This window comes from Desulfomicrobium aestuarii, assembly GCF_055385525.1.
In genome coordinates this window covers 108,248-131,496 of sequence record NZ_AP042427.1, presented here as the reverse complement: position 1 = coordinate 131,496, position 23,249 = coordinate 108,248, and the positions used below count along the sequence as shown (strand labels likewise).

Below are 23,249 nucleotides of genomic sequence, written 5' to 3'. Positions count from 1 at the left end.
CTCCACGGGGCGATGGCAAGGAATACGGAAAGATCCGAAAGGGTGCGGCATGTTGCGTCCTGTCAAAAAGTGAACGTTCAACTCCGCGCTAGCAACATGCCTGCCAAGAGGGGGCTTACAGCTCGTCGCTGTCCAGCCAGATGGTCACGGGCCCCCAGTTGACCAGGGCCACGTCCATGTCCGCGCCGAACTCGCCCTCGGCCACGTCGGGCCAGCGGCGGCGCAGGTCGGCGGTGAAGGCATCGTACAGGGACCGGGCTGCTTCGGGCGGGGCCGCCGTGGAAAAGGACGGGCGGCGCCCCTTGCGCACGTCGGCGTAGAGGGTGAACTGGGAAACGACGAGGATGCCCCCGCCGTGGTCGGCCAGGCTCGCGTTGATGGGACCGCCGGCGTCGGGGAAAAGCCGCAGGCCCAGGAGCTTGTCCACGAACCTGTTCCAGACCGGCCCGCCGGCCATGCCGGGCTCGTCGCCCCCGCCGAAGCCGACGAAGACCAGGACGCCCGGGCCGATCTCGCCAGTCACGCGCCCGCCCACCGTGACCCTGGCGCTGCGCACCCGCTGCAGGACCGCGCGCATCAGTCCGTTCCTTCGGAGTAGTAGGCGCGGGAACTGGCCTTTTCCGAAACCATGACCTGCTCCAGGCGCACGGGGTGCGCGGCGAGCAGTTCCTTCATGCGGCGGTAGACGTACTGCGCCAGCAGCTCCGAGGACGGGTTGTGGTCCGCGAAGGCGGGCAGTTCGTTCAGGTGCCGGTGGTCCAGCTCGTCGGTCACGGTCTTGAGAAGGCGTTTCAATACCTTGAAATCAATGAGAATGCCGAGCTTCGGGTCGAGCCGGTCTCCGACCACGTCCACCTCGACCTCGAAATTGTGGCCGTGCATGTTCTCGCACTTGCCCTCGTAATGCCGCAGCTGGTGCGACGAACTGAAATCGCCGCTGACGCGCAGCCGCCATTGTCCCTTGCCCATGTTCATCTCCTTCAGGCCTGTCGCCACAGTTCGAATTCCCGCCAAAAGTCCGGACACGGTGCGACCATGAAGTCGGGCCCGAACTGCAGACGGCACACGTAGTCCTCGCGCACCAGATCGACCTGCACCGGGGCCTGGCCGGGGTAGCGCTGCACGATGTCGCCGAGCCCCGCCCAGTCCGGTTCGTGGCCGTTGGCCCGCACCAGGAGCACCACCGGCTCGGAGCCCGAGCCCACCACCTCCGACAGGAGCTTGAAGGACTCGGCCAGGACCTTGGCCTTCTTGGGCCCCTCCTCGCCCTCCTCGCCGCCCGAAACCTCCCGCTTGGCCACGGTGCCGGTCATGAGCAGGGGCTCCTCCGAGGCCAGGAGGTCGCGGCTGGCCGCGTACGGCTCGGCGAAGACGATGGCCTCGCCCGAGCCGCCCAGGTCCTCGATGCCGCAGAAGGCCATGCGGTCGCCCTTCTTGGTGATGATGGTCTTGACGGACGTGACCAGTACCGGCACCTGCACCGGCGTCTTCTCCGGCAGGTCCACGCACTGCGCCAGCGACGTGTACCCGAGACGGCGGATTTCCTGGCGGAAAGGCTGCAGGGGGTGGCCGATGAGAAAGAAGCCGAAAGCCTCCTTCTCCATGCGGCACTTCTCGTCGTCCCCGTATTCGGACAGCTCCGCCTCGTCGCCCTCGATGCCCAGCCCCGTCAGGTTGCAGGTGTTCTCCTCCACCATGCCCATGAACGAGAGCTGCCCCGAGGTTTTGCGCTTGGCCCGCTTCTGGGCCATGGCCTGGACCTTGTCGAGGCCCTCCAGCAGGGACCGGCGCGAGCACCCGAAGGCGTCCATGGCGCCTGATTTGATGAGAGACTCCAGCACCTTCTTGTTGACCTTGCGCAGGTTCACGCGCTGGCAGAAATCGAGCAGGCTGGTGAAATTACCTCCCTTCTCGCGCTCCTCGACGATGGATTCGACCGCCCCCTCGCCCACGCCCTTGATGCCCGACAGGCCGTAGCGGATGGACTCGCCCTCGACGGTGAACTCGTTGAAGCTCCTGTTCACGTCGGGCGGCAACACCTCGATGCTCATGTCCCGGCAGGCGCTGACGTGGGCCAGGATCTTGTCGGAGTTGGAGACTTCCGAGGTGATGATGGCGGCCATGAACTCGGCCGGGTAGTGGGCCTTCACGTAGGCCGTCTGGTAGGAGATGACGGCGTAGGCCGCGCTGTGGGACTTGTTGAAGCCGTAGCCCGCGAACTTCTCCATCAGGTCGAAGATGTACTCGGCCGCCTCCTGGGAAATGTTGTTCTCGCGCGCGCCGTCCAGGAAGCGCACCCGCTGCTTGGCCATCTCGGCCGGGTCCTTCTTGCCCATGGCCCGGCGCAGGTTGTCGCCCTCGCCGAGTGAGTACTTGGCCAGGTCCGAGGCGATCTTCATGACCTGTTCCTGGTAGAGGATGACGCCGTAGGTGTCCTCAAGGATGGGGTGCACCACGGGGGCCAGCTCCGGGTACTCGTACTCGACCTTGCGCAGGCCGTGCTTGCGGCCGATGAAGTCGTCGACCATGCCGGATTCCAGCGGCCCCGGACGGTACAGGGCCAGGAGCGCGATGATGTCCTCAAAGCAGGAGGGTTTCAGGCCCCGCAGGACGCGCCTCATGCCGTCGGATTCCAGCTGGAACACGCCGTCGGTCTCGCCGCGGCACAGGAGCTCGTAGGTCTGGGGGTCGTCCAGGGGAAGCTTCTCCAGAATCGGCACGGGCTTTCCGTTCTTGCGGATGAGCTTCAGGGCGTCGTCGATGACGGTCAGGGTCTTGAGGCCCAGGAAGTCGAACTTGATGAGGCCGATGAGCTCGACCTTCTTCATGTCCAGCTGGGTGACGATTTCGCCGTTCTTGCCCTTGTGCAGCGGCAGGTACTCGACCATGGGCTTCTGGGAGATGACGATGCCGGCGGCGTGGATGGACGAGTGTCGGGCCATGCCCTCCAGGCGGCGGGCCACGTCGTAGAGCTTGCGGAACTGCGGCTCGCTGTCGATGAGCGCCCGCAGGTCCGGCTCTTCGTCCAGGGCCTTGGCCAGGGTCATCTTCAGGTCTTCGGGGATGAGCTTGGCGATGCGGTCGGCGTCCTTGAGGCTCACGTCCAGGGCCCGGGCCACGTCGCGGATGGCGCCCTTGGCCTTCATGGTCCCGAAGGCCACGATCTGGGCCACATGGTCGGCGCCGTACTTGCGGGTCACGTACTTGATGACCTCGTCGCGCCGGTTGTAGCAGAAGTCCACGTCGATATCGGGCAGGGACGCGCGCTCCACGTTCAGGAAGCGCTCGAAGAACAGCGCGTAGCGGATGGGGTCGAGGTCCGTGATCTTCAGGGCGTAGGAGACCAGGGACCCGGCGGCCGAGCCGCGCCCCGGGCCAACCGGGATGCCTTGGGACTTGGCCCAGTTGATGAAGTCCTGGACGATGAGGAAGTAGGCCGGGAAGCCCTTCTCGATGATGACCTTCAGCTCGAATTCAAGGCGCTCGCGGTAGAAGTCCTCGTCCACCTCGTAGGGCAGGGCCGCGATGCGCTCCTTGAGGCCCTCGACGCACAACCGGCGGAACTCCTCGTCCAGGGTCACGCCCTCGGGCACGTCGTAGACCGGGAAGAAATGCTGCTTGAGCTTGAGCTCCACCTCGCACATGTCCGCGATGCGCCCGGCGTTCTCGACGGCCTCGGGGCAGTGGGCGAAGGCGGCCTCCATCTCCTCGGGGGCCTTGTAGTAGAACTCGTTGGTGTCGAACTTGAGGCGCTGCTTCTCCGAGGCGATCTTGCCCGTGCCCACGCACAGGAGGATGTCGTGGGCCTCGTAGTCGTCCTTGCCCAGGTAGTGGCAGTCGTTGGTGGCCACCAGGGGCAGACCCGTCTCCCTGGCCAGCTCCATGAGCCGGTCGTTGACGACCTCCTGCTCCTTGAGGCCGTTGGACTGCAGCTCCAGATAGAAGCGGTCCGGGAAGATTTCCATGTACTCCCGGGCCACCAGCAGCGCCTTGTCGAAGGTACTGTGGCGCAGGGCGTAGGGCACCTCGCCCTGCAGGCAGGCCGAGAGGCAGATGATCCCCTCGCTGTGGGCGCGCAGGAGTTTCTTGTCCACGCGCGGCTTGTAGTAGAACCCGTCCAGGAACCCGGCGGACACGATCTTGACCAGGTTGTGATAGCCTACGAGGTTCTGGGCCAGCAGGACCAGGTGGAAGCGCTTCTTGTTCTCCCGGTCGGTCATGTCGTCGGCGATGTAGACCTCGCTGCCGATGATGGGCTTGATGCCGTGCTTCTTGGCTTCGAGATAGAACGGCACGGACCCGAAGAGATTGCCATGGTCGGTGATGGCGGCCGAGGAAAAACCGAAATCAACGGCCCGTGCGCACAGATCCTTCAGGCGGATGGCGCCGTCCAGGAGGCTGTACTCGGAATGGCAATGCAGGTGGGTGAAACCGCTCATGGTGCTCTCGGGGGAAAACGGAATTTGTGGGCCGGAAGACGGAGACTAGAAAAGGCGGGGCCGAATTGCAAGCCGCCCTGAAAACGGAAACGCCCGGGCGGCCCGGGCGTTTCTGTGCGGAACATGCCGAAATCCCTAGAGCTTGGCCCCGACCATGGCGACCAGGCGCTTCAGCTGATGGGTGAAGCCGGCTTCGTTGTCGTACCAGACGATGATCTTGACCATGGTTCCGTTCATGACCGAGGTGCACAGGCCGTCGACCACGCCGCCGTAGTGGCTGCCGACGTAGTCCATGGAAACGAGCGGAACTTCGGTGTAGCCCATGGCGCCGCCCTCGGGGCCGCTGGCCGCGGCCTTCAGGGCCGCATTGACCTCGGCCGCCGTGGTCGGCTTCTCGACCTCGACCACCAGATCGACCAGGGACACGTTGGGCGTGGGCACGCGCACGGCCATGCCGTCGAGCTTGCCGGCCAGAGCCGGGATGACCAGGCTCACGGCCTTGGCCGCGCCCGTGGTCGTGGGCAGGATGTTCATGGCGCCGGCGCGGCCGCGGCGGATGTCCTTGTGGGTGCCGTCGAGCATGCGCTGGCTCATGGTGTATGAGTGGATTGTGGTCATCAGGCCGTGCTTGATGCCGAAGGCGTCGTTCAGGGCCTTGGCCGCCGGGGCCAGGCAGTTGGTCGTGCAGGACGCGTTGGAGACGATGTTGTGCGCGGCCGGGTCGTAGAGGGAGTCGTTAACGCCCATGACCACGGTCAGGTCGGCGTTCTTGCCCGGGGCGGAGATGAGGACCTTCTTCGCGCCGGCAGCCAGGTGGCGCTCGCAGCTCTCGCGGTCCGTGAACTTGCCCGTGGACTCGACCAGGATGTCGATGCCCTTCCAGTCCCAGGCGTCGGGGGCGTTGCGGGTCACCTCGACCTGCTGGCCGTTCAGCAGGAAGCCCTGCTCGTTGGGCGTGACGTCCCCGGCGAAGGTGCCGTGGACCGAGTCGTACTTGAGCAGGTACGCCAGCTGCGCGTTGTCGCCGCGGGCGTTGACGCGGACCAGCTGCAGGTCCTTGTTGCCGGCCATGATGCGGGCCAGGTAGCGGCCGATGCGGCCGAATCCGTTCAGTGCGATTTTGACAGCCATGTTCTGTTCCTCGTGGGCTTAAATCTTGTTGGATGAACCAAGGACGTTGCGGATCTTGTGGGCGACCATGTCGCGCACGGCGTTGCGGGCGACCTGCAGGTACTGGCGCGGGTCGAAGTGGGACGGGTTTTCCGTCAGGTACTTACGGATGGTGGCGGTCATGGCCAGGCGGATGTCCGTGTCAATGTTGATCTTGCACACGGCCGAGGCGGCCGCCCTGCGCAGCAGGTCCTCGGGCACGCCCTTGGCGCCGGCGATCTGGGCGCCGTAGGCGTTGGCCATCTCGACGAACTCCTGGGGCACGGACGACGCGCCGTGCAGGACGATGGGGAAGCCGGGCAGCAGGGCCTTGATCTTCTCCAGGCGGTCGAAGTCGAGCTTAGCCTCGCCGGCGAACTTGTAGGCGCCGTGGCTTGTGCCGATGGCGATGGCCAGGGAGTCGCAGCCCGTGCGGCCGACGAAGTCCGCGGCCTGCTCGGGGTTGGTGTAGACGCTGTGCTCCACGTCCACGTCGTCCTCGACGCCGGCCAGCTGTCCCAGCTCCGCCTCGACCCACACGCCGCGGTCATGGGCGTAGGCCACGACCTTCTTGGTCAGGGCGATGTTCTCCTCGTAGGGCAGATGCGAGCCGTCGATCATGACCGAGGTGAAGCCGCCGTCGATGACTTCCTTGCAGATCTCGAAATTCTGTCCGTGGTCCAGGTGCAGGCAGGCGGGCAGGTCGTTCTCGGCCAGAGCGGCCTCCATGAGCTTGATGATGTAGACCTGTCCGGCGTAGCGGCGGGCGCCGGCCGAAACCTGCAGGATGAGCGGGGATTTCTCGAGATTGCCCGCCTCCATGATCCCCTGGATGATCTCCATGTTGTTCACGTTGAAACCGCCGATGGCGAAGCCTTCGGCGTAACCTCGGGCAAACATTTCCTTGGGGGTGGTCAGAGGCATGGTCGTCTCCTTGAAATCCGGTTAGTCGTTCCCGGCCAACTGCCGGGCAAGAGTCTTCATATACTCTGCGTGGGTTAAGTCAAAGGTCAGGGGCGTGACCGTGATGTACCCGCGGCTCAAGGAGTCGCGGTCCGTGTCGGGCTCCACGTTTTCCGGCGGGATGACCCCGCACAGCCAGTAGTACGGGTTGCCGCGGGGATCGTTGCGTTCGTCGTACCAATCCCGGTAGGTGCAGGACGTCTGACGGCAGACCCGGAGGCCCTTGGCGTCGGCCAGGGCACCGGCCGGGAAATTCACGTTCAGGACGCACTGCTTCGGGAACGAGGACCAGAAACCGCCCTCCAGCATGCCCACGGCGTACCCGGCCTGGGCCGAGAGCTCTTCCGGGTGGTAGTCGTCCACGGACACGGCCATGGCCGGGATGCCGGCCAGGGCGCCCTCGGTGGCCGCAGAGACCGTGCCCGAATAAAGGACATCAACGCCGACGTTGGCGCCGGCGTTGATGCCCGACACGATCATGTCCGGACGCTTCGGGAGCAGATGGCTCAGGGCCAGCTTGACGCAGTCCGCAGGCGTGCCCGAGATGCCCAGGCCCGAAAAGCCCGGCTCCTCCACTTCCCTGACGCGCAGGGGCGAAAAGAGCGTGACCGAGTGCCCCACGGCGCTCTGCTCGGTCATGGGCGCGGCCACGTGCACGCGGTGGCCGGCCTTGACCAGCGCCGCGTACAGGGCCCGCAGGCCTACTGCTCGGATTCCATCGTCGTTGGTGAGGAGAATGTCCATTTTTCGGAAGCGTCCGGATAGAGTTTCCTGGCCTGGTTGTAGCCCAGGGTCAGGGCCTTGACGTTGACGTCGAGTATCTTGGCCGGGAGCACCCCGGCCAGGGCCTTTTTCACGTTGCCGAAGTTCATGAACGGCAGAAAGTGGCTCAAGGCCCCGAGACAGACGATGTTGGTGGCCTGGGCCACGCCGACCTTGTCCCGGGCCATGCTCGTGAAGGGCAGGCCCCAGAAGATGTTCGAGGGCGTCTGCGTCACCAGCGAGGTGTCCACGAGCAGGAAGCCCGAAGGCTTCAGATTCCGAAAGTACAGGTTGCAGGCCTCCTGACTGAGAGCCACGAGCATGTCAAGGTTTACGGGCTTGGGATAGCTGATGCGGTGCGAGCTGATGACCAGGTCTGCCCGGCTGGCGCCGCCGCGGGCCTCGGGGCCGTAGCTCTGGGTCTGGGTGACGTGGAAGCCGTGGTCGATGGCCAGGACCTGGCCCATGATCTTGCCCAGGGTCAGGATGCCCTGCCCGCCCGTGCCGGAGAGACGGATCTCGAATCGATTCAGTTCGTGCTGCTTAGGCATGTCGCTGCTCCTGAAGCTTGTTGCGCAGTTCCGCGTACCGCGTTTCCAGACCCGGCCTCATCTCGTCCCGGAACACGCCGATGGGCGTGAACTTGTCCTGCTCCTCGGCCTTGAGCTGGCGGTAGCGGTCGAGCTTCACCGTGTTCTTCTTGTACCACTGGTACATGTCGACCACGGTCTTGAACTTGTTCTTGCGTCCGTACTGGGTGTGGCAGGGCGTCAGGATCTCCACCAGGTTGAAGCCGGGCTTCTCCAGGGCGTCGGCGATGAGCCCGTCGAGCATGGTCGCGTGGAAGACCGTGCCGCGCGCCACGTAGCTCGCGCCGCTGGCCATGGCCATCTCCACGATGTCGAAGCTGCGCTCAAGCTGCCCGAAGGGCGAAGTGGCCGAGACCGTGCCCACGGGGCTGGTCGGCGAGTACTGGCCGCCGGTCATGCCGTAGATGTTGTTGTTCAGGACCAGCGTGGTCAGACCGATGTTGCGGCGCGCCGCGTGGATGAGGTGGTTGCCGCCGATGGACATGGCGTCGCCGTCGCCCATGACGACGATGACCTTGAGGTTTGGGTTGGCCATCTTGATGCCCGTGGCAAACGTCAGGGCGCGGCCGTGGGTCGTGTGCACGGTGTTGAAGTCCACGTAGACGGCCATGCGGCCCGAGCAGCCGATGCCGGCCACGAGCACGATGTCGTCCTTGGCGTAGCCCAGGCCGTGCACGCTGCGGATGAGCGACCCGAGCACGATGCCGTGGCCGCATCCCGCGCAGTACACGTGGGGGAACTTCTTGTTGTGCCGGAGGTAGTCGTGGATGAGTTGTGTTACCTGTGCCATGGTCACGCCTGCATGATGTTTTTGAAGATTTCCGAGGGGGTGATGATCTGCCCGTCGACGCGGTTGTTGGTAATGACGTGGGTCAGGCCGTTGTTGACGCGCTTCACCTCGCGCGAAATCTGGCCCATGTTCATCTCCGGCACGACGAGGGCCTTGCATTGGCGCGCCAGGGTCTGCACAGCGGTCTTGGGGAAGGGGAACAGGGTCTTGAGCTTCAGGAGCCCGGCCTTGACCCCTCGCTCGCGGGCCATGTGCACGGCCAGCTCGGCCGAACGGGCCACGCAGCCGTAGGCCACTACGACCACTTCGGCGTCGTCGCAGTTCACCTCGTCCACCAGCTGGATGTCGTAGAAGAACTGGTCGATCTTGCGGAACTGCCGGTGCATGAGGGCCTTGACCTCGTCGGGCTTGGAGGTCGGGAAGCCGTTCTGATCGTGGGTCAGGCCCGTGACGTGGAAGCGGTAGCCCGAACCCAGCGGCGGCAGGGCCGGCACGCCGCGCATGGTCTCCTCGTAGGAGACATACCACTCGGGCGGCATGGCGGGCGTGACGCGGGAGATGATCTCGAAATCCTCGGGGTCGGGGATGACGATCTTCTCGCGGGTGTGGGCCGTGATCTCATCCAGAAGCAGGATGACGGGCGTGCGGTACTTTTCGGCGAAATTGAAGGCCACGACGGTCATTTCCAGGCATTCCTGCACGTCGCTGGCCGAAAGCACGATGATGGGGTGGTCGCCGTGGCAGCCCCAGCGCGCCTGCTGCACGTCGCCCTGGGCCGGGCTCGTCGGCAGGCCGGTGCTAGGCCCCCCGCGCATGACGTTGACCAGGACCAGGGGCACCTCGGTCATGCAGGCGTAGCCCAGGTTCTCCTGCATGAGGGAGAAGCCGGGACCGGAGGTGGCCGTCATGGACTTGCGGCCGGCCAGGGACGAGCCGATGATGGCGCCCATGCTCGCGATCTCGTCCTCCATCTGGAGGAAGACGCCGTCCTTGACCAGCGGCAGCCTGGCCGACATGACCTCGGCTATCTCCGTGGAGGGGGTGATGGGATAGCCCGCATAGAAGGTGCAACCGGCAAGCAGGGCGCCTTCGACCACGGCCTCGTTGCCGAGGGCGAACATTTCCTTCTTCTTACGCTTTTTTGTGGCCATGATCCTCTTCCCGGTTAGGTGTTCCAACATTCTCTTCCGGACCCGGATCCGTCCCGGCGGACGGATCCGCAGCCTCGACACGAGGATCCAGACGCGCGTCGGTCTTTCTGCGGCTGATCTCCTTGGGCGTCACGGAAACCGCGAAATCGGGACAATGCAGTTCGCAGAAGCCGCAGTTCACGCATTCGGCCTCGCGGACCACGTGAGACTTGCCGTCCGCACGAAGCTCGAACACTCCGGCCGGGCAGAAGGCGGCGCAGATCCCGCAGCCCTTGCACCAGTCCGGATAAATCGTCACTTTTGCCAGACCTTTCTTTTTGGACATAACTTTCGCTTGTGTTTGGATGTTCCGTTGCAGGTCACACGAACGACACGCCCCCGCCCCCTGAAAAGCGTTCTGACCCGGCAGGCAGGGCCACACTCCTTGCCAAGGCCGAAAACTTACCTGTAAGGACGGAAAAGACGCCGCTTGACACCATAGCAGGCGAGGCTTCAACCGCCCAATCTTCTTGAAAATTATAATACTTCGACGTAACGGTATTTTCCCATATTCATACAGGAATTGCAACTCGATGACGAATGAAAAAAAATCCGTAAGCGATTTTTCCGAAGATCAGACTGTTTCAGGCATTTTTGTCATTTCCCAGGCCCAGTCCAAAAAGGCCAAGAACGGACCGTACTGGCACCTGACCCTGACGGGACGGACAGGCAGCATCGAGGCGCGCATCTGGTTCCCCCAGAGCCAGAACTACGAGTCCCTGCAGGTCGACCAGTTCGTCGAGGTGAACGGCCGGGAGGAGACGTACAACGGCATCCGGCAGCTGCGGATCAACAGCATGGTCGTGATCGACCCCGCGGAACGGGGCCTGGACATGGCCGACTTCGTGCCCTCCTCCGCCGTCCCGCCGGCCCGGCTCCTGGAGGAGCTGGAGGCCTTCCTGCACGCCGAACTGACGTACAAGCCCTGGTCCGCCCTGTGCAAAAGCATCCTGCGCGACGAGCCCATCCGCACGGCCCTGCTGAGCGCGCCCGGCGCCAAGACCATCCACCACGCCTACGCCGGCGGCCTGCTGGAGCACACCCTGGCCATCATGCGCATCTGCAGGGCCCTGTCGGATCTCTACCCGCAGATCGACAAGGAGATTCTCCTCGTGGGCGCCCTGTGCCACGACCTGGGCAAGGCCTTCGAGCTGTCCCACGGCGTCAGCCGCGAGTACACCGACGCCGGGCGGCTGCTGGGGCACATCCAGATCGGTTTGGAGCTGCTGGAGCCCTTCCTGCGCAAGGCCAAGGACCTGCCCGAGGGCCTGGCCATGCACCTCAAGCATATCATCGTCGCCCACCACGGCGAACTGGCCTTCGGCTCGCCCTGCGTGCCGCAGACCATGGAGGCCTTCGTCCTGCACTACGCCGATAACCTGGATTCCAAGATCAACACCGTGCAGGGCGCCCTGACCACCCCCGAGGGCGAGGAGGCGCAGGGCTGGAGCGAGTACCACCGCACCCTGGGCCGCTACCTCTTCCAGCCGGAACGCACGCCGAAGCAGACTCCGGGGGCGGAGCCGAAACAGGCCAGGAAGGCCGCCCCGAAACCCGACGCCTCGCCCCTGCTGAAGGCCATGGGCTTCACCGCAACATCCAACCACGAGTGAGGTGAATGCATGTTTCTGACGTTCGAAGGCATGGAGGGCTGCGGCAAATCGACGCAGTGCAAAAAAATCATCGAGCATTTCGTGAGGCAGGGCCACGACGTCCTGCACACCCTTGAACCCGGTGGGAGCCGCCTGGGCAAGGAGCTGCGCCGGATACTCCTCGACCCGAAAAACAGCGACCTCTGCCCCACCAGCGAGCTGTTCCTCTACCTGGCCGACCGCGCCCAGCATGTGGCCTCGGTCATCCGGCCGGCCATGGAGGACGGGCGGACCGTCATCTGCGACCGCTTCGCCGACTCCACCGTGGTCTACCAGGGCTACGGCCGCGGCCTCGAACCGAGCCTGCTGCACCAATTGAACGACGTGGCCGTGCAGGGGCTGTGGCCCGACGTCACCATCCTCCTGGACGTGAACCCGGAGATCGGCCTCAAGCGCGCCCTGACCCGCAACATGCGCGACAACAAGGCCGCCACCGAAGGCCGCTTCGAGGCCGAGAGCATGGCCTTCCACACCCGCATTCGCGAAGGCTACCTGACCTGGGCCGCCCTGCACCGCAGACGCTTCCTGGTGGTGGACGCCAACAGGGACGAGGACGCCGTCTTCGCCGCCATCCTGCGCGGGCTGGAGGAGAAAGGCCTTGGCTAGGCCCACCGTCACGGGGCTGGTCCTGACCCTGAACGGGGCCAAATATCTGGATGATTGTCTGAAATCGCTGGATTTCTGCGACCGGCTGCTGGTCGTGGACTCGGGCAGCACCGACGCCACGCGCGACATCGCCGAACGCCACGGGGCCACGGTGTTGGTCAACCCCTGGCCCGGCCCCAAGAAGCAGTTCGAGTTCGCCTTTGCCCACATCGAGACGCAGTGGGTTGTGTCCCTGGACCAGGACGAGATCCTGTCCGACGAGCTGCGCGCCTCGGTCATGACGGCCCTGGAGGACACGCAGGGCATGAGCGCCTTCGTCTGCCCGCGCACATCGTTCTATTTCGACCGGTTCCTGCGCCACAGCGGCTGGTACCCCGACCTGCTGCCGCGCGTCTTCCACCTGGCCGACACGGGCGTGCACGTCTCGGGCCCGCACTACGGCTTCGAGCCCAGGGGCAAGACGCGCCGCCTGACGGGCGACATCATCCACTACCCCTACGAAAACCTGAAGCAGCACGTCGACAAGATCAACTATTACACGCAGATCGCAGCCGAGGAGATGCACGCCAAGGGCAAACGCTCTGGCGTGGCCAAGGCCCTGGGACACGGTCTGGCCAGGTTCCTGAAGATCTACGTCTTCCGCCGCGGCTTCCTCGACGGCAAGGCCGGCTTCGTGCTGGCGGTCAACTCCTTCTTCTACGCCTTCCAGAAATACATCCGGCTGGCGGAACTCAACCAAAAGGGCAACAAAGGCGCCTAGTCCCTCCCGCCGCCCCGCTCCCGGGAGCGGCGGGATGCCCTTCAGCCCGTTTCGTGCGGCCGAGCCATCCGGAGGGGCTGGACCAGTTCGTCGAACCTCTCCCCGTCCAGATACCCGAGTTCAAGGCAGGCCTGACGCAGGCTCGTGCCTTCGACGTGGGCCTTGTGGGCCACCTCGGCGGCCCTGTCGTAGCCGATGACGGGAGAGAGGGCCGTGACCAGCATGAGGGAATCCCCGACATGCCTGGCGATGGCCGCCTCGTCCGCGGCGAGCCCCTGCAGGGCGTGCTCGGTGAAACTTCGGCAGGCGTCGGCCGCCAGGCGCATGCCGGTCAGCAGGTTGAAGATCATGAGGGGCTTGAAGACGTTGAGCTCGAAGTTGCCCTGGGACCCGGCGAACCCCACGGCCGCGTCCAGGCCCATGATCTGGACCGCGACCATGGTCATGGCCTCGGACTGGGTCGGGTTGACCTTGCCGGGCATGATGGACGAGCCGGGCTCGTTGGCCGGCAGGACCAGCTCACCGATGCCGGCCCGGGGCCCCGAGGCCAGCCAGCGGATGTCGTTGGCGATCTTCATCAGGGACCCGGCCAGGGTGCGCACGGCGCCCGAGGTCGCGACCACGGCGTCATGGGCCGAAAGGGCGGCGAAGAAGTTTGGGGCGGGCTCGAAGGGCAGGCCCGTGATGTCCGCGATCTCCCGCGCCGCCGTGCGCGCGAAGTCGGGGTGCGTACCCAGACCCGTGCCCACGGCCGTGCCGCCCAGGGCCAGCCGGCACAGATGCGGCAGGCAGCCGCGCAGGCGCTCCAGATTGTCGGCCAGCAGCGCCGCGTAACCCGAGAACTCCTGGCCCAGGGTCATGGGCACGGCGTCCTGCAGGTGCGTGCGGCCGATCTTGACGATCCGGTCCCAGGCCGCGGCCTTGGCCTCCAGTCCGTCCCGCATGGCCTCCACGGCCGGAAGAAGCTCGCCTGTCAGCATGAGGGCCGCGGCGATGTGCATGGCCGCCGGGAAGGTGTCGTTGGAGGACTGGGACATGTTGACGTGGTCGTTAGGGTGCACGGGCCGCTTGCTGCCCATGACCCCGCCGAGGATTTCGATGGCCCGGTTGGCCACGACCTCGTTGACGTTCATGTTGGTCTGGGTGCCGCTGCCCGTCTGCCAAACCCGCAGCGGGAAATGCTCGTCGAGCCGCCCGTCCATGACCTCGCGGCAGGCCGCCATGATCGGCTCTGCCAGGCCCTCCGGGAGCTTGCCGAGCGCCATGTTGGTTCGGGCTGCGGCGAGCTTGAGGACGCCGAAGGCGCGGATGACCTCCAGCGGCATCACGTCATGCCCGATGCGGAAGTATTTCAGGGAGCGCTGGGTCTGAGCCCCCCAGTAACGGTCGGCCGGGACCTCGACGGACCCCATGCTGTCGGTTTCTATGCGCATTTCGGCCATGACGCCCACCTCCGACTGATCAGATTTTCTTGACGACGTTCTCCAAAGGCTTCTTGTTCGGGCCTTGGGTGGGCCGAAGCGGTTTGCCGACGGGCACCACGGCCATGAACTCGCCGCCGGGCTCCTGCAGAAACTCCAGCACCCGGTCCTTGACCAGGTAAAGGATGCCCAGCCACACGGCGCCCAGGCCCAAGGACGTGGCGGCCAGGAGCAGGTTCTCCACGGCCGCGGCCGAACTCTGGATCTCCATGGTGCGGAAGAAGTCGAAGGCCTGGCCCTTGTCGACCTGGAACAGTTCCGTGCCGTGGCTGATGAGGTCGCCGGTGTTGACCACGGCGATCGTCACCGGGGCCGAGGCGATGCTGCGGGCGGCCATGCGCAGGAGCGACGAAGCCGGTTTCTCGAAGGTCTTGGATATGGTCGAGACGCGCTCGGCCAGTTCCGTCCGGGCATCGCCCTCCAGGACGACGAACTTCCAGGACTGGCGGTTGTGGGCCGAAGGGGCCTGGTTGGCCGCGTCCAGGATGGTGGTGAGCATGTCCTCGGGCAGGGGCTCCGGCGAGAACTGCCGTATGCTGTGACGGGCGTGGATGGTGTCCAGGGTTGCGTTGCGCAGAAGATTCATGTTCGTCCCCTCGTACGGTGCGGATTGACTTTGGCATGGCCCGGGCGCACAAGCATTGGCCGGGCGCCCGCCCTGCAACCGAACCACTAGCCCCAACATGGCACGCAAGACAACCTCCGCCAACACGCGCCGCACCCCGGCGCGCCCCGCCACCGGCAAGCCGGGCAGCAGCCCGTCAGGCCTGCTGCGTCGCGTGCTGCGCGGGGCAGGATGGGTCCTGCCGGGGCTCGTGCTCCTCATCGCGGTCCTGCGTTTCGTGCCTCCGCCCACCAGCGCCTTCATGCTCGTGCGGCACGCCGAGCGGCTTTTCGGTGACGGCGGCCCGGCCGTCATGTATGCGTGGACGCCCATGAAGGACATCCCGCGGCACATGGCTCTTGCCGTGGTCGCCGCCGAGGACCAGAACTTCCCCAGCCACTTCGGCTTCGACGTGGACGCCATCGCCCGCGCCATGGAGCACAACGAAAAAAGCGCGCGGGTCCGCGGGGCGAGCACCATCACCCAGCAGGTGGCCAAGAACCTCTTCCTCTGGTCCGGGCGCAGCTACGTGCGCAAGGCGCTGGAGGCGGGCCTGACCGTCCTGCTTGAAATTCTGTGGTCCAAGGAGAGGATTCTGGAGGTGTATCTGAACATCGCCGAATTCGGGGACGGGACGTACGGGGTCGAGGCGGCGGCGAAACGATTTTACGGCAAGACGCCCGACCGGCTCAGCCGCCACGAGGCCGCGATCCTGGCCTCGGTGCTGCCGAACCCGCGGCGCTTCCTGGCCCGAAGCCCCTCTCCCTACGTCATGCAGCGGGCGAACTGGGTCCAGAACCAGATGCGCCAGCTCGGCCCGGAGTACCTGAACGGCCTCTAGAAACGCGGCGCCGCCACAACCTCGAACGCAACGGAAAGAAACACGACATGCAACCGGGAATCCTCATGGCCGCCGGGGCCTACATCAGCTGGGGCCTGCTGCCCGTCTACTGGAAGCTTCTGGGACACGTGCCCACGGCCCAGCTCCTGTCGCACCGCATCGCCTGGTCCTTCGTCACCCTGGCCGTGTTCCTGGGCCTGCTCGGGCGGCTGCGCCCCCTGTGCGGCCGCCTGTCCCCCGAGGTCCGGCGCTGCTACGTGCTGGCGAGCCTTCTGATCGGCGTGAACTGGTTCATCTATGTCTGGAGCGTCAACGCGGGCTACATCGTCGAGGCGAGCCTGGGGTATTTCATCACGCCCCTTCTTTCGGTGCTGCTGGGCGTCTTCTTCCTGCGCGAACGACTGCGGGGCCTGCAGTGGGCCCCCCTGGCCCTGGCCGCCGCCGGGGTCGTCTACCTCGCCTTCGACTACGGCCGCCTGCCCTGGATCGCCCTGGTGCTGGCGTCGACCTTCAGCCTCTACGGTTTGGTCAAGAAGCGCGCACCCCTGCCCGCCTTCGAGGGCCTGACCCTGGAGACCGCGCTCCTGCTCCCCCCCGCGCTGGCCTGGCTCGCCTGGAGCGAATTCGAGGGCAAAGGCGTCTTCCTCCACGCCGGAACGCTCTCGGACCTGCTCCTGGTCGGCGCAGGCGCAGTCACCACGGCCCCGCTGGCCCTGTTCGCCGCCGCGGCCCAGCGCATCCCCCTGTCCATGATCGGCATCCTGCAGTACATCGCCCCCACCATCCAGTTCCTGCTGGGCGTCTTCATGTACCACGAACCCTTCACCCGCACCCAGCTGGCGGGCTTCTCCATGGTCTGGGCGGCCGTCGCCCTCTTTCTCCTGGAACGCTGGCGATTCGCCCGCCGGTAGCGTCAAAGCGGTTGAGGGATCAGGAAGCCAGGCTCTTTTTTACGTAATCCGCCATCCTCCCGAGGCCATTCAGGAGAGAGACTTGCGGATTCCAGCCGAGGAGCGTTTGTGCACGACGTATATCAAGAACGTTTGAAGGGACGTCAAAGACGCGGGAGGGGAAATATCGACAGATGATCTTCCTTTCCAGTATTGTCTCGATAAAGCCGATTATATCGTTAACACTGAAACCATTTCCACTACCGATATTGAAAATTCGCTCGTCACCTTCATATTTTAAAACCATGCTTACGGCAGATATGGCGTCGCCTATGTAAATATAGTCCCTGACAACGGTTCCATCCCCCCAAATCTCCAGATCCTCACCACTTAATGCCTTTCTGAGGAATACAGGAATGACTCCTTGACCTGAAAACAAAGGCTGATGCTCTCCGTACGGATTAGCTAGTCTCAATATTCTATAATCAAGGTCATGAAGTTTATTGTAAAGATACAAATACTTCTCAATTGCAAGTTTACCCACACCATAAGCACATATCGGGTCTGTGGGATGATCTTCAGGAATAGGAATCAGCTTTGGAATCCCATAAACAGTGCCGCCGGACGACACGAATATTATTTTCGGCCGTTCCTTCATTCGAACAATGCAATCCATCATTCTTAATGTGCTTTCGACATTATCTTGCAGATCCTTGACCGGATTTTCATTCGACGTATGGGGAAGTGTCGTGCTCACCAAATGGAAAACCGCGTCGACGTCATGCAGCGCCTCACAGACATCGGACTGGCATGTAAAATCCCCTTCCGTCCAAGCAACGCCCTCAATGTCTGGCCAGTGGCCACATTTCGGTTTGAGGCTGAACGCACGCACGCCATGGCCTTGAAGCACCAAACTTTCGCAGAGGTTCCTGCCGATAAACCCCGTCCCTCCAAAAACCAGCACTTTCATGCAATGCGCTCCTCTCCATCCAACGCCGCGTGCCATCGTCCGCCGCCCCTCTTCCCGAGGCGAACACCAATCACCGCCCCCATCCCGCAATGGACGGCGGGGCGATTAATCTTTATAGCTTCCCAATCCATGAGACGGCCAAGGGCTATCCCAACGCCCCCTGCATAGCAAGGAGGATATATGAACGGCAAATCCATCACGCTCTACGCCCTGAGCACCTGCATCCACTGCAAGAAGACCAAGGAGTACCTCGACGACTGCGGCGCCAAGTACGACTGCATCTTCGTCGACAAGCTCGAAGGCGAGGAGCGCAAACAGATCATCGAGGCCATCAAGAAGGTCAACCCCAAGCTGTCCTTCCCCACCCTGCTGGTGGACGAGGAAGCCATCGTCGGCTTCAAGCAGGACCAGATCAAAGAGGCGCTGGAGAGATGATGACGCCCGAAGAACTACTCGACAAGCTGCGCCCCCTGCAGGAATCCAAAGGCTACTTTTTCAACAGGGACCGGGCCTTTGTCCTGGACCTCATGGAAAGCCTGCTGGTCAACCGCGACCGATACGGCTACATGGCCTGCCCCTGCCGCCTGGCCTCGGGCAACCGCGACCTGGACAAGGACATCTTCTGCCCCTGCGTGTACCGCGAGGCCGACGTGGCCGAGTTTGGCGCCTGCTATTGCGGCCTGTACGTGTCCAAGGACTGGAACGAGGACAGGATCCCGCACGAGGTCGTGCCCGAGCGCCGCGACCCGGAAAAGCTCATGGCCGGACTTCTCTTCGAGGAATGATTGACACGGGCCCGGCGCCGCGGATAGTGCCCGTGCCCCGGAGAACGCCATGAGAGAACAGGTCGAAAAGGCCCTCGACACCGTGCGGCCCATCCTTCAGGCCGATGGCGGCTATGTGGAACTGGTCGGCATCCTGCCCAGCGGCATCGTGCAGGTCCGCCTGACCGGAGCCTGCAAGGGCTGCCCCATGTCCCAGATGACGCTCAGAAACAGCATCGAGCGCGCCGTCAAGAAGATGGTGCCCGGCATAAAGGCCGTCGAGGCCGTCTAGCCCGTCGCGCCACCGGCCCTCCCGACTCAGCCAAACCCTTTTCCCGCACCCCGCCATGCGCGGGGCGCGGCAGCAGCCGGCGTGAGCCGCCGGATAGTGGAAAACACCATGACCCAGATCGTGACCCGCTTCCCCCCCAGCCCCACGGGCTACCTGCATATCGGCGGCGCCCGCACGGCGCTCTTCAACTACCTCTACGCCCGCCAGAACGGCGGCAAGTTCATCCTGCGCATCGAGGACACGGACCAGGCCCGCTCCACGCAGGAGATGACCGACGCCATCATCGACGCCATGCACTGGCTGGGCCTGGACTTCGACGAGGGCCCCTTCTTCCAGAGCGAGCGCGGCGACATCTACAACAGCTACGTGGACAAGCTGCTCGAAACCGGCGGGGCCTACTACTGTTCCTGCACGCCCGAAGAGGTCGAGGAGATGCGCGAGACGGCCCGCGCCAACGGGCTCAAGCCCAAGTACAACGGCAAGTGCCGCGAAATGGGCCTCGGGCCCGGACCTGGCCGGGTGGTTCGCTTCAAGACGCCGCTCTCGGGCAAGGTCGTCTTCGACGACATCATCAAGGGGCCCATCGCCTGGGATGTGCAGGAGATGGACGACTTCGTCATCCGCCGCGCCGACGGCTCCGCCATCTACCAGATGGCCGTGGTCGTGGACGACGCCGAGATGGGCGTGACCCACGTCATCCGCGGCGACGATCACCAGAACAACACGCCCAAGCAGATCCTCATCTACCAGGCCCTGGGCTTCCCGCTGCCCAAGTTCGGCCACGTGCCCATGATCCTCGGGCCCGACAAGAAGAAGATGAGCAAGCGCCACGGCGCGACCTCGGTCATGATGTACAAGGACATGGGCTACCTGCCCGAGGCCATGCTCAGCTACCTCGTGCGCCTGGGCTGGTCCCACGGCGACGACGAGCTCTTCACGCGCGACGAGCTGCTGGAGAAATTCTCCCTGGAGGGCCTGGGCAAATCGGCCTCGGTCTTCGACATGGACAAGCTCAACTGGACCAACAGCCACTTCATCAAGACCGGCGACGTGCCGCGGCTGGCGGGCCTGCTGGGCGAGATCGTCCGGTCGACCACGCAGTTCGACCCGGCACCGGAGTACCTGGAAGCCATCGTCCCCCTCTACCAGCCCCGCGCCAAGACCCTGAAGGAGATGGCCGAGCAGGCCGCCTTCTTCCTCCACGACGCAGGCGCCCTGCCCTACGACGGGGCGGCCGTGGCCAAGTTCCTGACCCCGGAAATCCGCGAACACCTGGCCGTCATGGCCTCCCGCATGGAAGCCCTGCCCGCCTTCGACCACAAGTCTCTGGAGGACATGGCCGCGGCCTATCTGGAGGAGACCGGCCTCAAGTTCAAGGCCCTGGCCCAGCCCATCCGCGTGGCCATCACCGGCACGACCATGAGCCCCGGCCTCTTCGAGACCATGGAGGTTCTCGGGCGCGAGCGCACCCTCGCCCGCTTCCGCAAGGCCCTGACCCTGTAAGCCAAGGCCCGGGCAACCGGGCCTTTTCCTTCTCTTCCGGCCGTGTCCATCACGTCCATGCCGTCCATACCGTCCACAAGGTCCACCCCATGTACGACTACCAGAAAACCAACCTCTTCACCGCCCAGGTCGCCGACGGCATCGAAGACCTGGCGCTGGCCGAACTGGCCGAACTCGGGGCCACGGACTGTACCCGCGGCTTCCGCTTCGTGCGTTTCCGGGCCGACCGGCAGGCCCTGTACCGCATCGTCTACCGTTCCCGGCTCGTCTCCCGCGTCCTTGCGCCGCTGGTGCGATTTCCCTGCCTCACGGACAAGGCCCTCTACGCCGGGGCCAGGGATGTGCGCTGGTCGGACTTTCTGACCCCGGACCAGACCTTCGCCGTGTTCGCCAACGTCTCCAAGAGCGCCATCGGGCACTCGCAGTACGCGGGCCTCAAACTCAAGGACGCCGTGGCCGACTGGTTCCGCGACCGCACGGGCCGCCGGCCGAACGTCGATCCGCGCGAGCCGAGCCTCTGGCTGCATCTGCACATCCACGAGGACACGGCGACCATCAGCCTGGATGTTTCCGGCGGCTCCATGCACCGCCGCGGCTACCGAGTGCAGAGCGTCGATGCGCCCATGGCCGAGACCGTGGCCGCGGCCATGCTGCGCATGACCGGCTGGGACGGCCGCTCCCCTCTGGTGGACCCCATGTGCGGCTCGGGCACCATCCTGTGCGAAGCCCTCATGCTCTCGGCCGACCTCCCCGCCGGCCTGCTGCGCGGCAATTTCGGCTTCCAGCGGCTGCCGGATTTCGACCCGGGCCTGTGGGACCGGGAACGGCGCGACGCGTCTTCCATCGACCCGGAAACGGGGCTCGAAGCAGACCTTCGCGGGAGCGACCTGGACCCCGCGGCCGTGGAGGCCACCCGCGTCAACCTCTCCCGCCTGCCCGGCGGGGAGGACGTCGTCGTGGGACGCAGGGATTTCTTCGAACGCCTGGATCTCGCCGGCACGACCATCGTCTGCAACCCGCCCTACGGCATCCGCCTGGGCAAGGGAGACGACATGGGCGCCTGGTTCAAGAATTTCGGCGACCACCTGAAGCGCCATTGCCAGGGCTCCACGGCCTTCGTCTATTTCGGCGACAGGGCCCTGCTCAAGCACATCGGGCTCAAGCCCGAATGGAAAAAACCCCTCAAAAACGGCGGCCTGGACGGGCGTCTGGCCAAGTTCTCCCTGTACTGACGGGCCGTGAGAAGGCACCCTTTTCTTCGTCTCCTGTTGACAGAACCACCCCATTGATTCACTTTGGAACCGACTTCCCCGCGTGAATCGCCATCCGCACGACGGACGGTTTTTCACCGAACAAGCGGCACAATGTTCCATTCATCAAAAGGAGGCTTGTATGATCTTCGTGCTCCCGGATCTCCCCTACGCCAAGGACGCCTTAAGCCCGTACATCAGCGCAAAAACCTTCGACTTCCACCACGGCAAGCACCACCAGCTCTACATCGACAACACCAACAAGCTGATTGCGGGCACCGACCTCTACGGCAAGACCCTGCGTGAAATCGTCATGGCCACCGCCGGCGACCCCTCCAAAGTCGGCATTTTCAACAACGCCGCCCAAGTCTGGAACCACTCCTTCTACTGGCGCTGCATGAAGGCCGGCGGTGGCGGAGCACCCACCGGGGCCGTGGCCGAAGCCATCAACCAGACCTTCGGCAGCTACGAAAATTTCGCCAAGGCCTTCAAGGAGGCGGGAATGACCCAGTTCGGCAGCGGCTGGGCCTGGCTGGTGGAGAAGAACGGGAAGCTCGAAATCATGAAGACCCCCAACGCCGACACGCCCATGGCCCACGGCGCCAAGGCCCTGCTCACGGCCGACGTGTGGGAGCACGCCTATTATATTGATTACCAGAACCGCCGGGCGGATTATCTGCAGGAATTCCTGGACAAGCTCGTGAACTGGGAGTTCGTCAACCAGCAGCTCAAGAAGTGAGAAGGCGGAAAGCGATCATCAACAAAAAAGGCGACCCGCGGGGCCGCCTTTTTTGTTGATGAAGAAGGGTCGTCCTAGTTGGCGACCGGCTTGGTCACGGCGCCGGAACGGATGCACTGGGTGCAGACCCGCATCCGCTTCACTTCGCCGGACTGCAGCTGAGTGCGAACGGACTGGAGGTTGGGCATGAAGCGCCGCTTGGTCTTGTTGTTGGCGTGACTGACGTTGTTGCCGACCTGGGGCCCCTTCCCGCATACTTCGCATACCTTTGACATATCGTCCTCCTGAATAGTGAAAATATCTTAAGCTGTCATGGCCTGGCAGCTCCGAGACCTTCCGGCAGGCCATGAACATAATTTGCCGCCAGAGGAATTTGCACCCATATATCCGACCGCCGGGAATGGCAAGTAAAAATCCTTGACAGGAAAAAGAAGAGCCATATACACGTCTCGATTCGAGGTGCACTCATGGTCGAACATTGGATTGGGCTGACACATATCCCGGCGACTGGTCGGGAATTTTCATTTGAGGATCAGGGCTTATGGCGGGAACTCTGGCAGGAGTTCCATTTCGACTTTGAAGCCATGGCCCCCCTGTTGTCAACGCTCTTCATCGTCCCCCAGGCGGACGGCTTCCTGATCCACGGCAGCATCAAGGGCGCGGTCAAGGCTTCGTGCAACCGGTGCCTGGAGGATGCGAGCGTCGACCTGGACCACGCCTTCGACACCTTCGAGGCTCACGAGGATGTCGAGGCCCTCGAAGGCGAGGAGAGTCACCTCCGCGCCACGGACGCGGGCTGGGAACTCAACGTGGCTGGGCTTTTGTGGGAGGAATTCCTGCTGGCCATGCCCGAAAAAATACTTTGCGCCGACACGTGTTTGGGGCTATGCCCGCACTGCGGCAAAAACAGGAACCTGGAACAATGCGCCTGCTGCAACCTGGACACCCAGTCCCCTCTGGCCCGGGCCCTGCAAGGCGTTAAAATCAAAACCAATTAGATCTCGTTCAGGATAG

Annotated in this window: 26 protein-coding genes; 12 read left to right on the top strand and 14 right to left on the bottom strand. The window is 64.2% G+C overall.

All coding sequences use genetic code 11. The features are described from left to right. Window positions 1–115 precede the first annotated feature (115 nt). The 10 genes from dtd to ACZ5AC_RS00585 all read right to left on the bottom strand — a co-directional run bounded on the left by dtd (window position 116) and on the right by ACZ5AC_RS00585 (window position 10,169). Window positions 116–577, bottom strand: coding sequence for a D-aminoacyl-tRNA deacylase (gene dtd, locus ACZ5AC_RS00630; protein ID WP_464249034.1), 462 nt, complete (start codon window positions 575–577; stop codon window positions 116–118). After that, window positions 577–969 carry a 6-carboxytetrahydropterin synthase QueD gene (gene queD, locus ACZ5AC_RS00625; RefSeq protein WP_464249033.1) on the bottom strand — a complete coding sequence of 131 codons (393 nt, stop codon included), beginning with the start codon at window positions 967–969 and terminating at the stop codon, window positions 577–579. Before queD ends, dtd begins: the two co-directional genes overlap by 1 nt. 11 nt (window positions 970–980) lie before the next feature. After that, window positions 981–4,439, bottom strand: coding sequence for a DNA polymerase III subunit alpha (dnaE, locus tag ACZ5AC_RS00620; protein ID WP_464249032.1), 3,459 nt, complete (start codon window positions 4,437–4,439; stop codon window positions 981–983). Window positions 4,440–4,574: 135 nt separating this feature from the next. After that, window positions 4,575–5,570, bottom strand: coding sequence for a type I glyceraldehyde-3-phosphate dehydrogenase (gene gap, locus ACZ5AC_RS00615; protein WP_464249031.1), 996 nt, complete (start codon window positions 5,568–5,570; stop codon window positions 4,575–4,577). A gap of 18 nt (window positions 5,571–5,588) precedes the next feature. Then, window positions 5,589–6,512, bottom strand: a complete 924-nt coding sequence (fba, locus tag ACZ5AC_RS00610; protein ID WP_464249030.1) for a class II fructose-1,6-bisphosphate aldolase — start codon at window positions 6,510–6,512, stop codon at window positions 5,589–5,591. A 21-nt stretch (window positions 6,513–6,533) separates the two neighbouring features. After that, window positions 6,534–7,295, bottom strand: coding sequence for a 5'/3'-nucleotidase SurE (surE, locus tag ACZ5AC_RS00605; RefSeq protein ID WP_464249029.1), 762 nt, complete (start codon window positions 7,293–7,295; stop codon window positions 6,534–6,536). Continuing rightward, a complete protein-coding gene (locus tag ACZ5AC_RS00600; RefSeq protein WP_464249028.1) occupies window positions 7,253–7,864 on the bottom strand; it encodes a 2-oxoacid:acceptor oxidoreductase family protein in 612 nt (203 codons plus the stop codon). The genes surE and ACZ5AC_RS00600 overlap by 43 nt, the downstream gene beginning before the upstream one ends. Beyond that, window positions 7,857–8,693 carry a 2-oxoacid:ferredoxin oxidoreductase subunit beta gene (locus ACZ5AC_RS00595; RefSeq protein ID WP_464249027.1) on the bottom strand — a complete coding sequence of 279 codons (837 nt, stop codon included), beginning with the start codon at window positions 8,691–8,693 and terminating at the stop codon, window positions 7,857–7,859. The genes ACZ5AC_RS00600 and ACZ5AC_RS00595 overlap by 8 nt, the downstream gene beginning before the upstream one ends. Window positions 8,694–8,695: 2 nt before the next feature. Next, window positions 8,696–9,844 (bottom strand): 2-oxoacid:acceptor oxidoreductase subunit alpha, encoded by a 1,149-nt coding sequence (locus tag ACZ5AC_RS00590; protein WP_028577107.1) that lies wholly within the window; start codon window positions 9,842–9,844, stop codon window positions 8,696–8,698. Next, a complete protein-coding gene (locus ACZ5AC_RS00585; protein WP_464249026.1) occupies window positions 9,825–10,169 on the bottom strand; it encodes a 4Fe-4S dicluster domain-containing protein in 345 nt (114 codons plus the stop codon). The genes ACZ5AC_RS00590 and ACZ5AC_RS00585 overlap by 20 nt, the downstream gene beginning before the upstream one ends. 247 nt (window positions 10,170–10,416) lie before the next feature. On the opposite strand from ACZ5AC_RS00585, the gene ACZ5AC_RS00580 reads away from it, so the two are divergent. Genes ACZ5AC_RS00580 through ACZ5AC_RS00570 form a run of 3 tightly spaced genes read left to right on the top strand, consistent with a single transcriptional unit; the run spans window position 10,417 to window position 12,901 of the window. Next, window positions 10,417–11,496 (top strand): 3'-5' exoribonuclease YhaM family protein, encoded by a 1,080-nt coding sequence (locus tag ACZ5AC_RS00580; RefSeq protein WP_464249025.1) that lies wholly within the window; start codon window positions 10,417–10,419, stop codon window positions 11,494–11,496. A 9-nt stretch (window positions 11,497–11,505) separates the two neighbouring features. Beyond that, a complete protein-coding gene (gene tmk, locus ACZ5AC_RS00575) occupies window positions 11,506–12,141 on the top strand; it encodes a dTMP kinase (RefSeq protein WP_464249024.1) in 636 nt (211 codons plus the stop codon). Then, window positions 12,134–12,901, top strand: a complete 768-nt coding sequence (locus tag ACZ5AC_RS00570) for a glycosyltransferase family 2 protein (protein ID WP_464249023.1) — start codon at window positions 12,134–12,136, stop codon at window positions 12,899–12,901. The genes tmk and ACZ5AC_RS00570 overlap by 8 nt, the downstream gene beginning before the upstream one ends. A 41-nt stretch (window positions 12,902–12,942) precedes the next feature. On the opposite strand, the gene fumC is transcribed toward ACZ5AC_RS00570, so the two are convergent. Both fumC and ACZ5AC_RS00560 read right to left on the bottom strand, forming a co-directional pair. Then, window positions 12,943–14,343 carry a class II fumarate hydratase gene (fumC, locus tag ACZ5AC_RS00565; protein ID WP_464249022.1) on the bottom strand — a complete coding sequence of 467 codons (1,401 nt, stop codon included), beginning with the start codon at window positions 14,341–14,343 and terminating at the stop codon, window positions 12,943–12,945. 19 nt (window positions 14,344–14,362) lie between these two features. Next, on the bottom strand, window positions 14,363–14,968 hold the full coding sequence (locus ACZ5AC_RS00560; protein ID WP_464249021.1) for a nitroreductase family protein: 606 nt from the start codon (window positions 14,966–14,968) through the stop codon (window positions 14,363–14,365). 97 nt (window positions 14,969–15,065) lie between these two features. Between ACZ5AC_RS00560 and mtgA the strand changes: the two genes are divergently transcribed. Continuing rightward, window positions 15,066–15,827 (top strand): monofunctional biosynthetic peptidoglycan transglycosylase, encoded by a 762-nt coding sequence (gene mtgA / locus ACZ5AC_RS00555; RefSeq protein WP_464249020.1) that lies wholly within the window; start codon window positions 15,066–15,068, stop codon window positions 15,825–15,827. Window positions 15,828–15,874: 47 nt separating this feature from the next. Beyond that, on the top strand, window positions 15,875–16,738 hold the full coding sequence (gene rarD, locus ACZ5AC_RS00550; RefSeq protein ID WP_464249019.1) for an EamA family transporter RarD: 864 nt from the start codon (window positions 15,875–15,877) through the stop codon (window positions 16,736–16,738). A gap of 19 nt (window positions 16,739–16,757) precedes the next feature. On the opposite strand, the gene ACZ5AC_RS00545 is transcribed toward rarD, so the two are convergent. Continuing rightward, window positions 16,758–17,687, bottom strand: a complete 930-nt coding sequence (locus ACZ5AC_RS00545; RefSeq protein ID WP_464249018.1) for an NAD-dependent epimerase/dehydratase family protein — start codon at window positions 17,685–17,687, stop codon at window positions 16,758–16,760. A 180-nt stretch (window positions 17,688–17,867) separates the two neighbouring features. On the opposite strand from ACZ5AC_RS00545, the gene ACZ5AC_RS00540 reads away from it, so the two are divergent. The 6 genes from ACZ5AC_RS00540 to ACZ5AC_RS00515 all read left to right on the top strand — a co-directional run bounded on the left by ACZ5AC_RS00540 (window position 17,868) and on the right by ACZ5AC_RS00515 (window position 22,235). Next, window positions 17,868–18,122, top strand: a complete 255-nt coding sequence (locus tag ACZ5AC_RS00540) for a glutaredoxin family protein (RefSeq protein ID WP_459822151.1) — start codon at window positions 17,868–17,870, stop codon at window positions 18,120–18,122. Further along, entirely contained in the window at window positions 18,122–18,472 is a 351-nt protein-coding gene (locus ACZ5AC_RS00535; RefSeq protein ID WP_464249017.1) for a ferredoxin-thioredoxin reductase catalytic domain-containing protein, read from the top strand. The genes ACZ5AC_RS00540 and ACZ5AC_RS00535 overlap by 1 nt, the downstream gene beginning before the upstream one ends. A gap of 49 nt (window positions 18,473–18,521) precedes the next feature. Beyond that, complete coding sequence (locus ACZ5AC_RS00530; protein ID WP_028577117.1) at window positions 18,522–18,743, top strand: NifU family protein; 222 nt, start codon at window positions 18,522–18,524, stop codon at window positions 18,741–18,743. Window positions 18,744–18,851: 108 nt separating this feature from the next. Next, window positions 18,852–20,246, top strand: a complete 1,395-nt coding sequence (gene gltX, locus ACZ5AC_RS00525) for a glutamate--tRNA ligase (RefSeq protein WP_464250638.1) — start codon at window positions 18,852–18,854, stop codon at window positions 20,244–20,246. A gap of 89 nt (window positions 20,247–20,335) precedes the next feature. Beyond that, window positions 20,336–21,478, top strand: coding sequence for a THUMP domain-containing class I SAM-dependent RNA methyltransferase (locus tag ACZ5AC_RS00520; protein ID WP_464249016.1), 1,143 nt, complete (start codon window positions 20,336–20,338; stop codon window positions 21,476–21,478). A gap of 160 nt (window positions 21,479–21,638) precedes the next feature. After that, window positions 21,639–22,235, top strand: a complete 597-nt coding sequence (locus ACZ5AC_RS00515; RefSeq protein ID WP_464249015.1) for a superoxide dismutase — start codon at window positions 21,639–21,641, stop codon at window positions 22,233–22,235. A 74-nt stretch (window positions 22,236–22,309) separates the two neighbouring features. Here the strand turns inward: ACZ5AC_RS00515 and rpmB are convergent, their stop codons facing one another. Beyond that, the gene (rpmB, locus tag ACZ5AC_RS00510) at window positions 22,310–22,510 is read right to left on the bottom strand and encodes a 50S ribosomal protein L28 (RefSeq protein WP_464249014.1); all 201 of its coding nucleotides are present in this window, start codon (window positions 22,508–22,510) and stop codon (window positions 22,310–22,312) included. A 192-nt stretch (window positions 22,511–22,702) separates the two neighbouring features. Here rpmB and ACZ5AC_RS00505 point away from each other — a divergent pair, with 192 nt between their 5' ends. Continuing rightward, on the top strand, window positions 22,703–23,233 hold the full coding sequence (locus ACZ5AC_RS00505; RefSeq protein ID WP_464249013.1) for a YceD family protein: 531 nt from the start codon (window positions 22,703–22,705) through the stop codon (window positions 23,231–23,233). Window positions 23,234–23,249 lie beyond the last annotated feature (16 nt).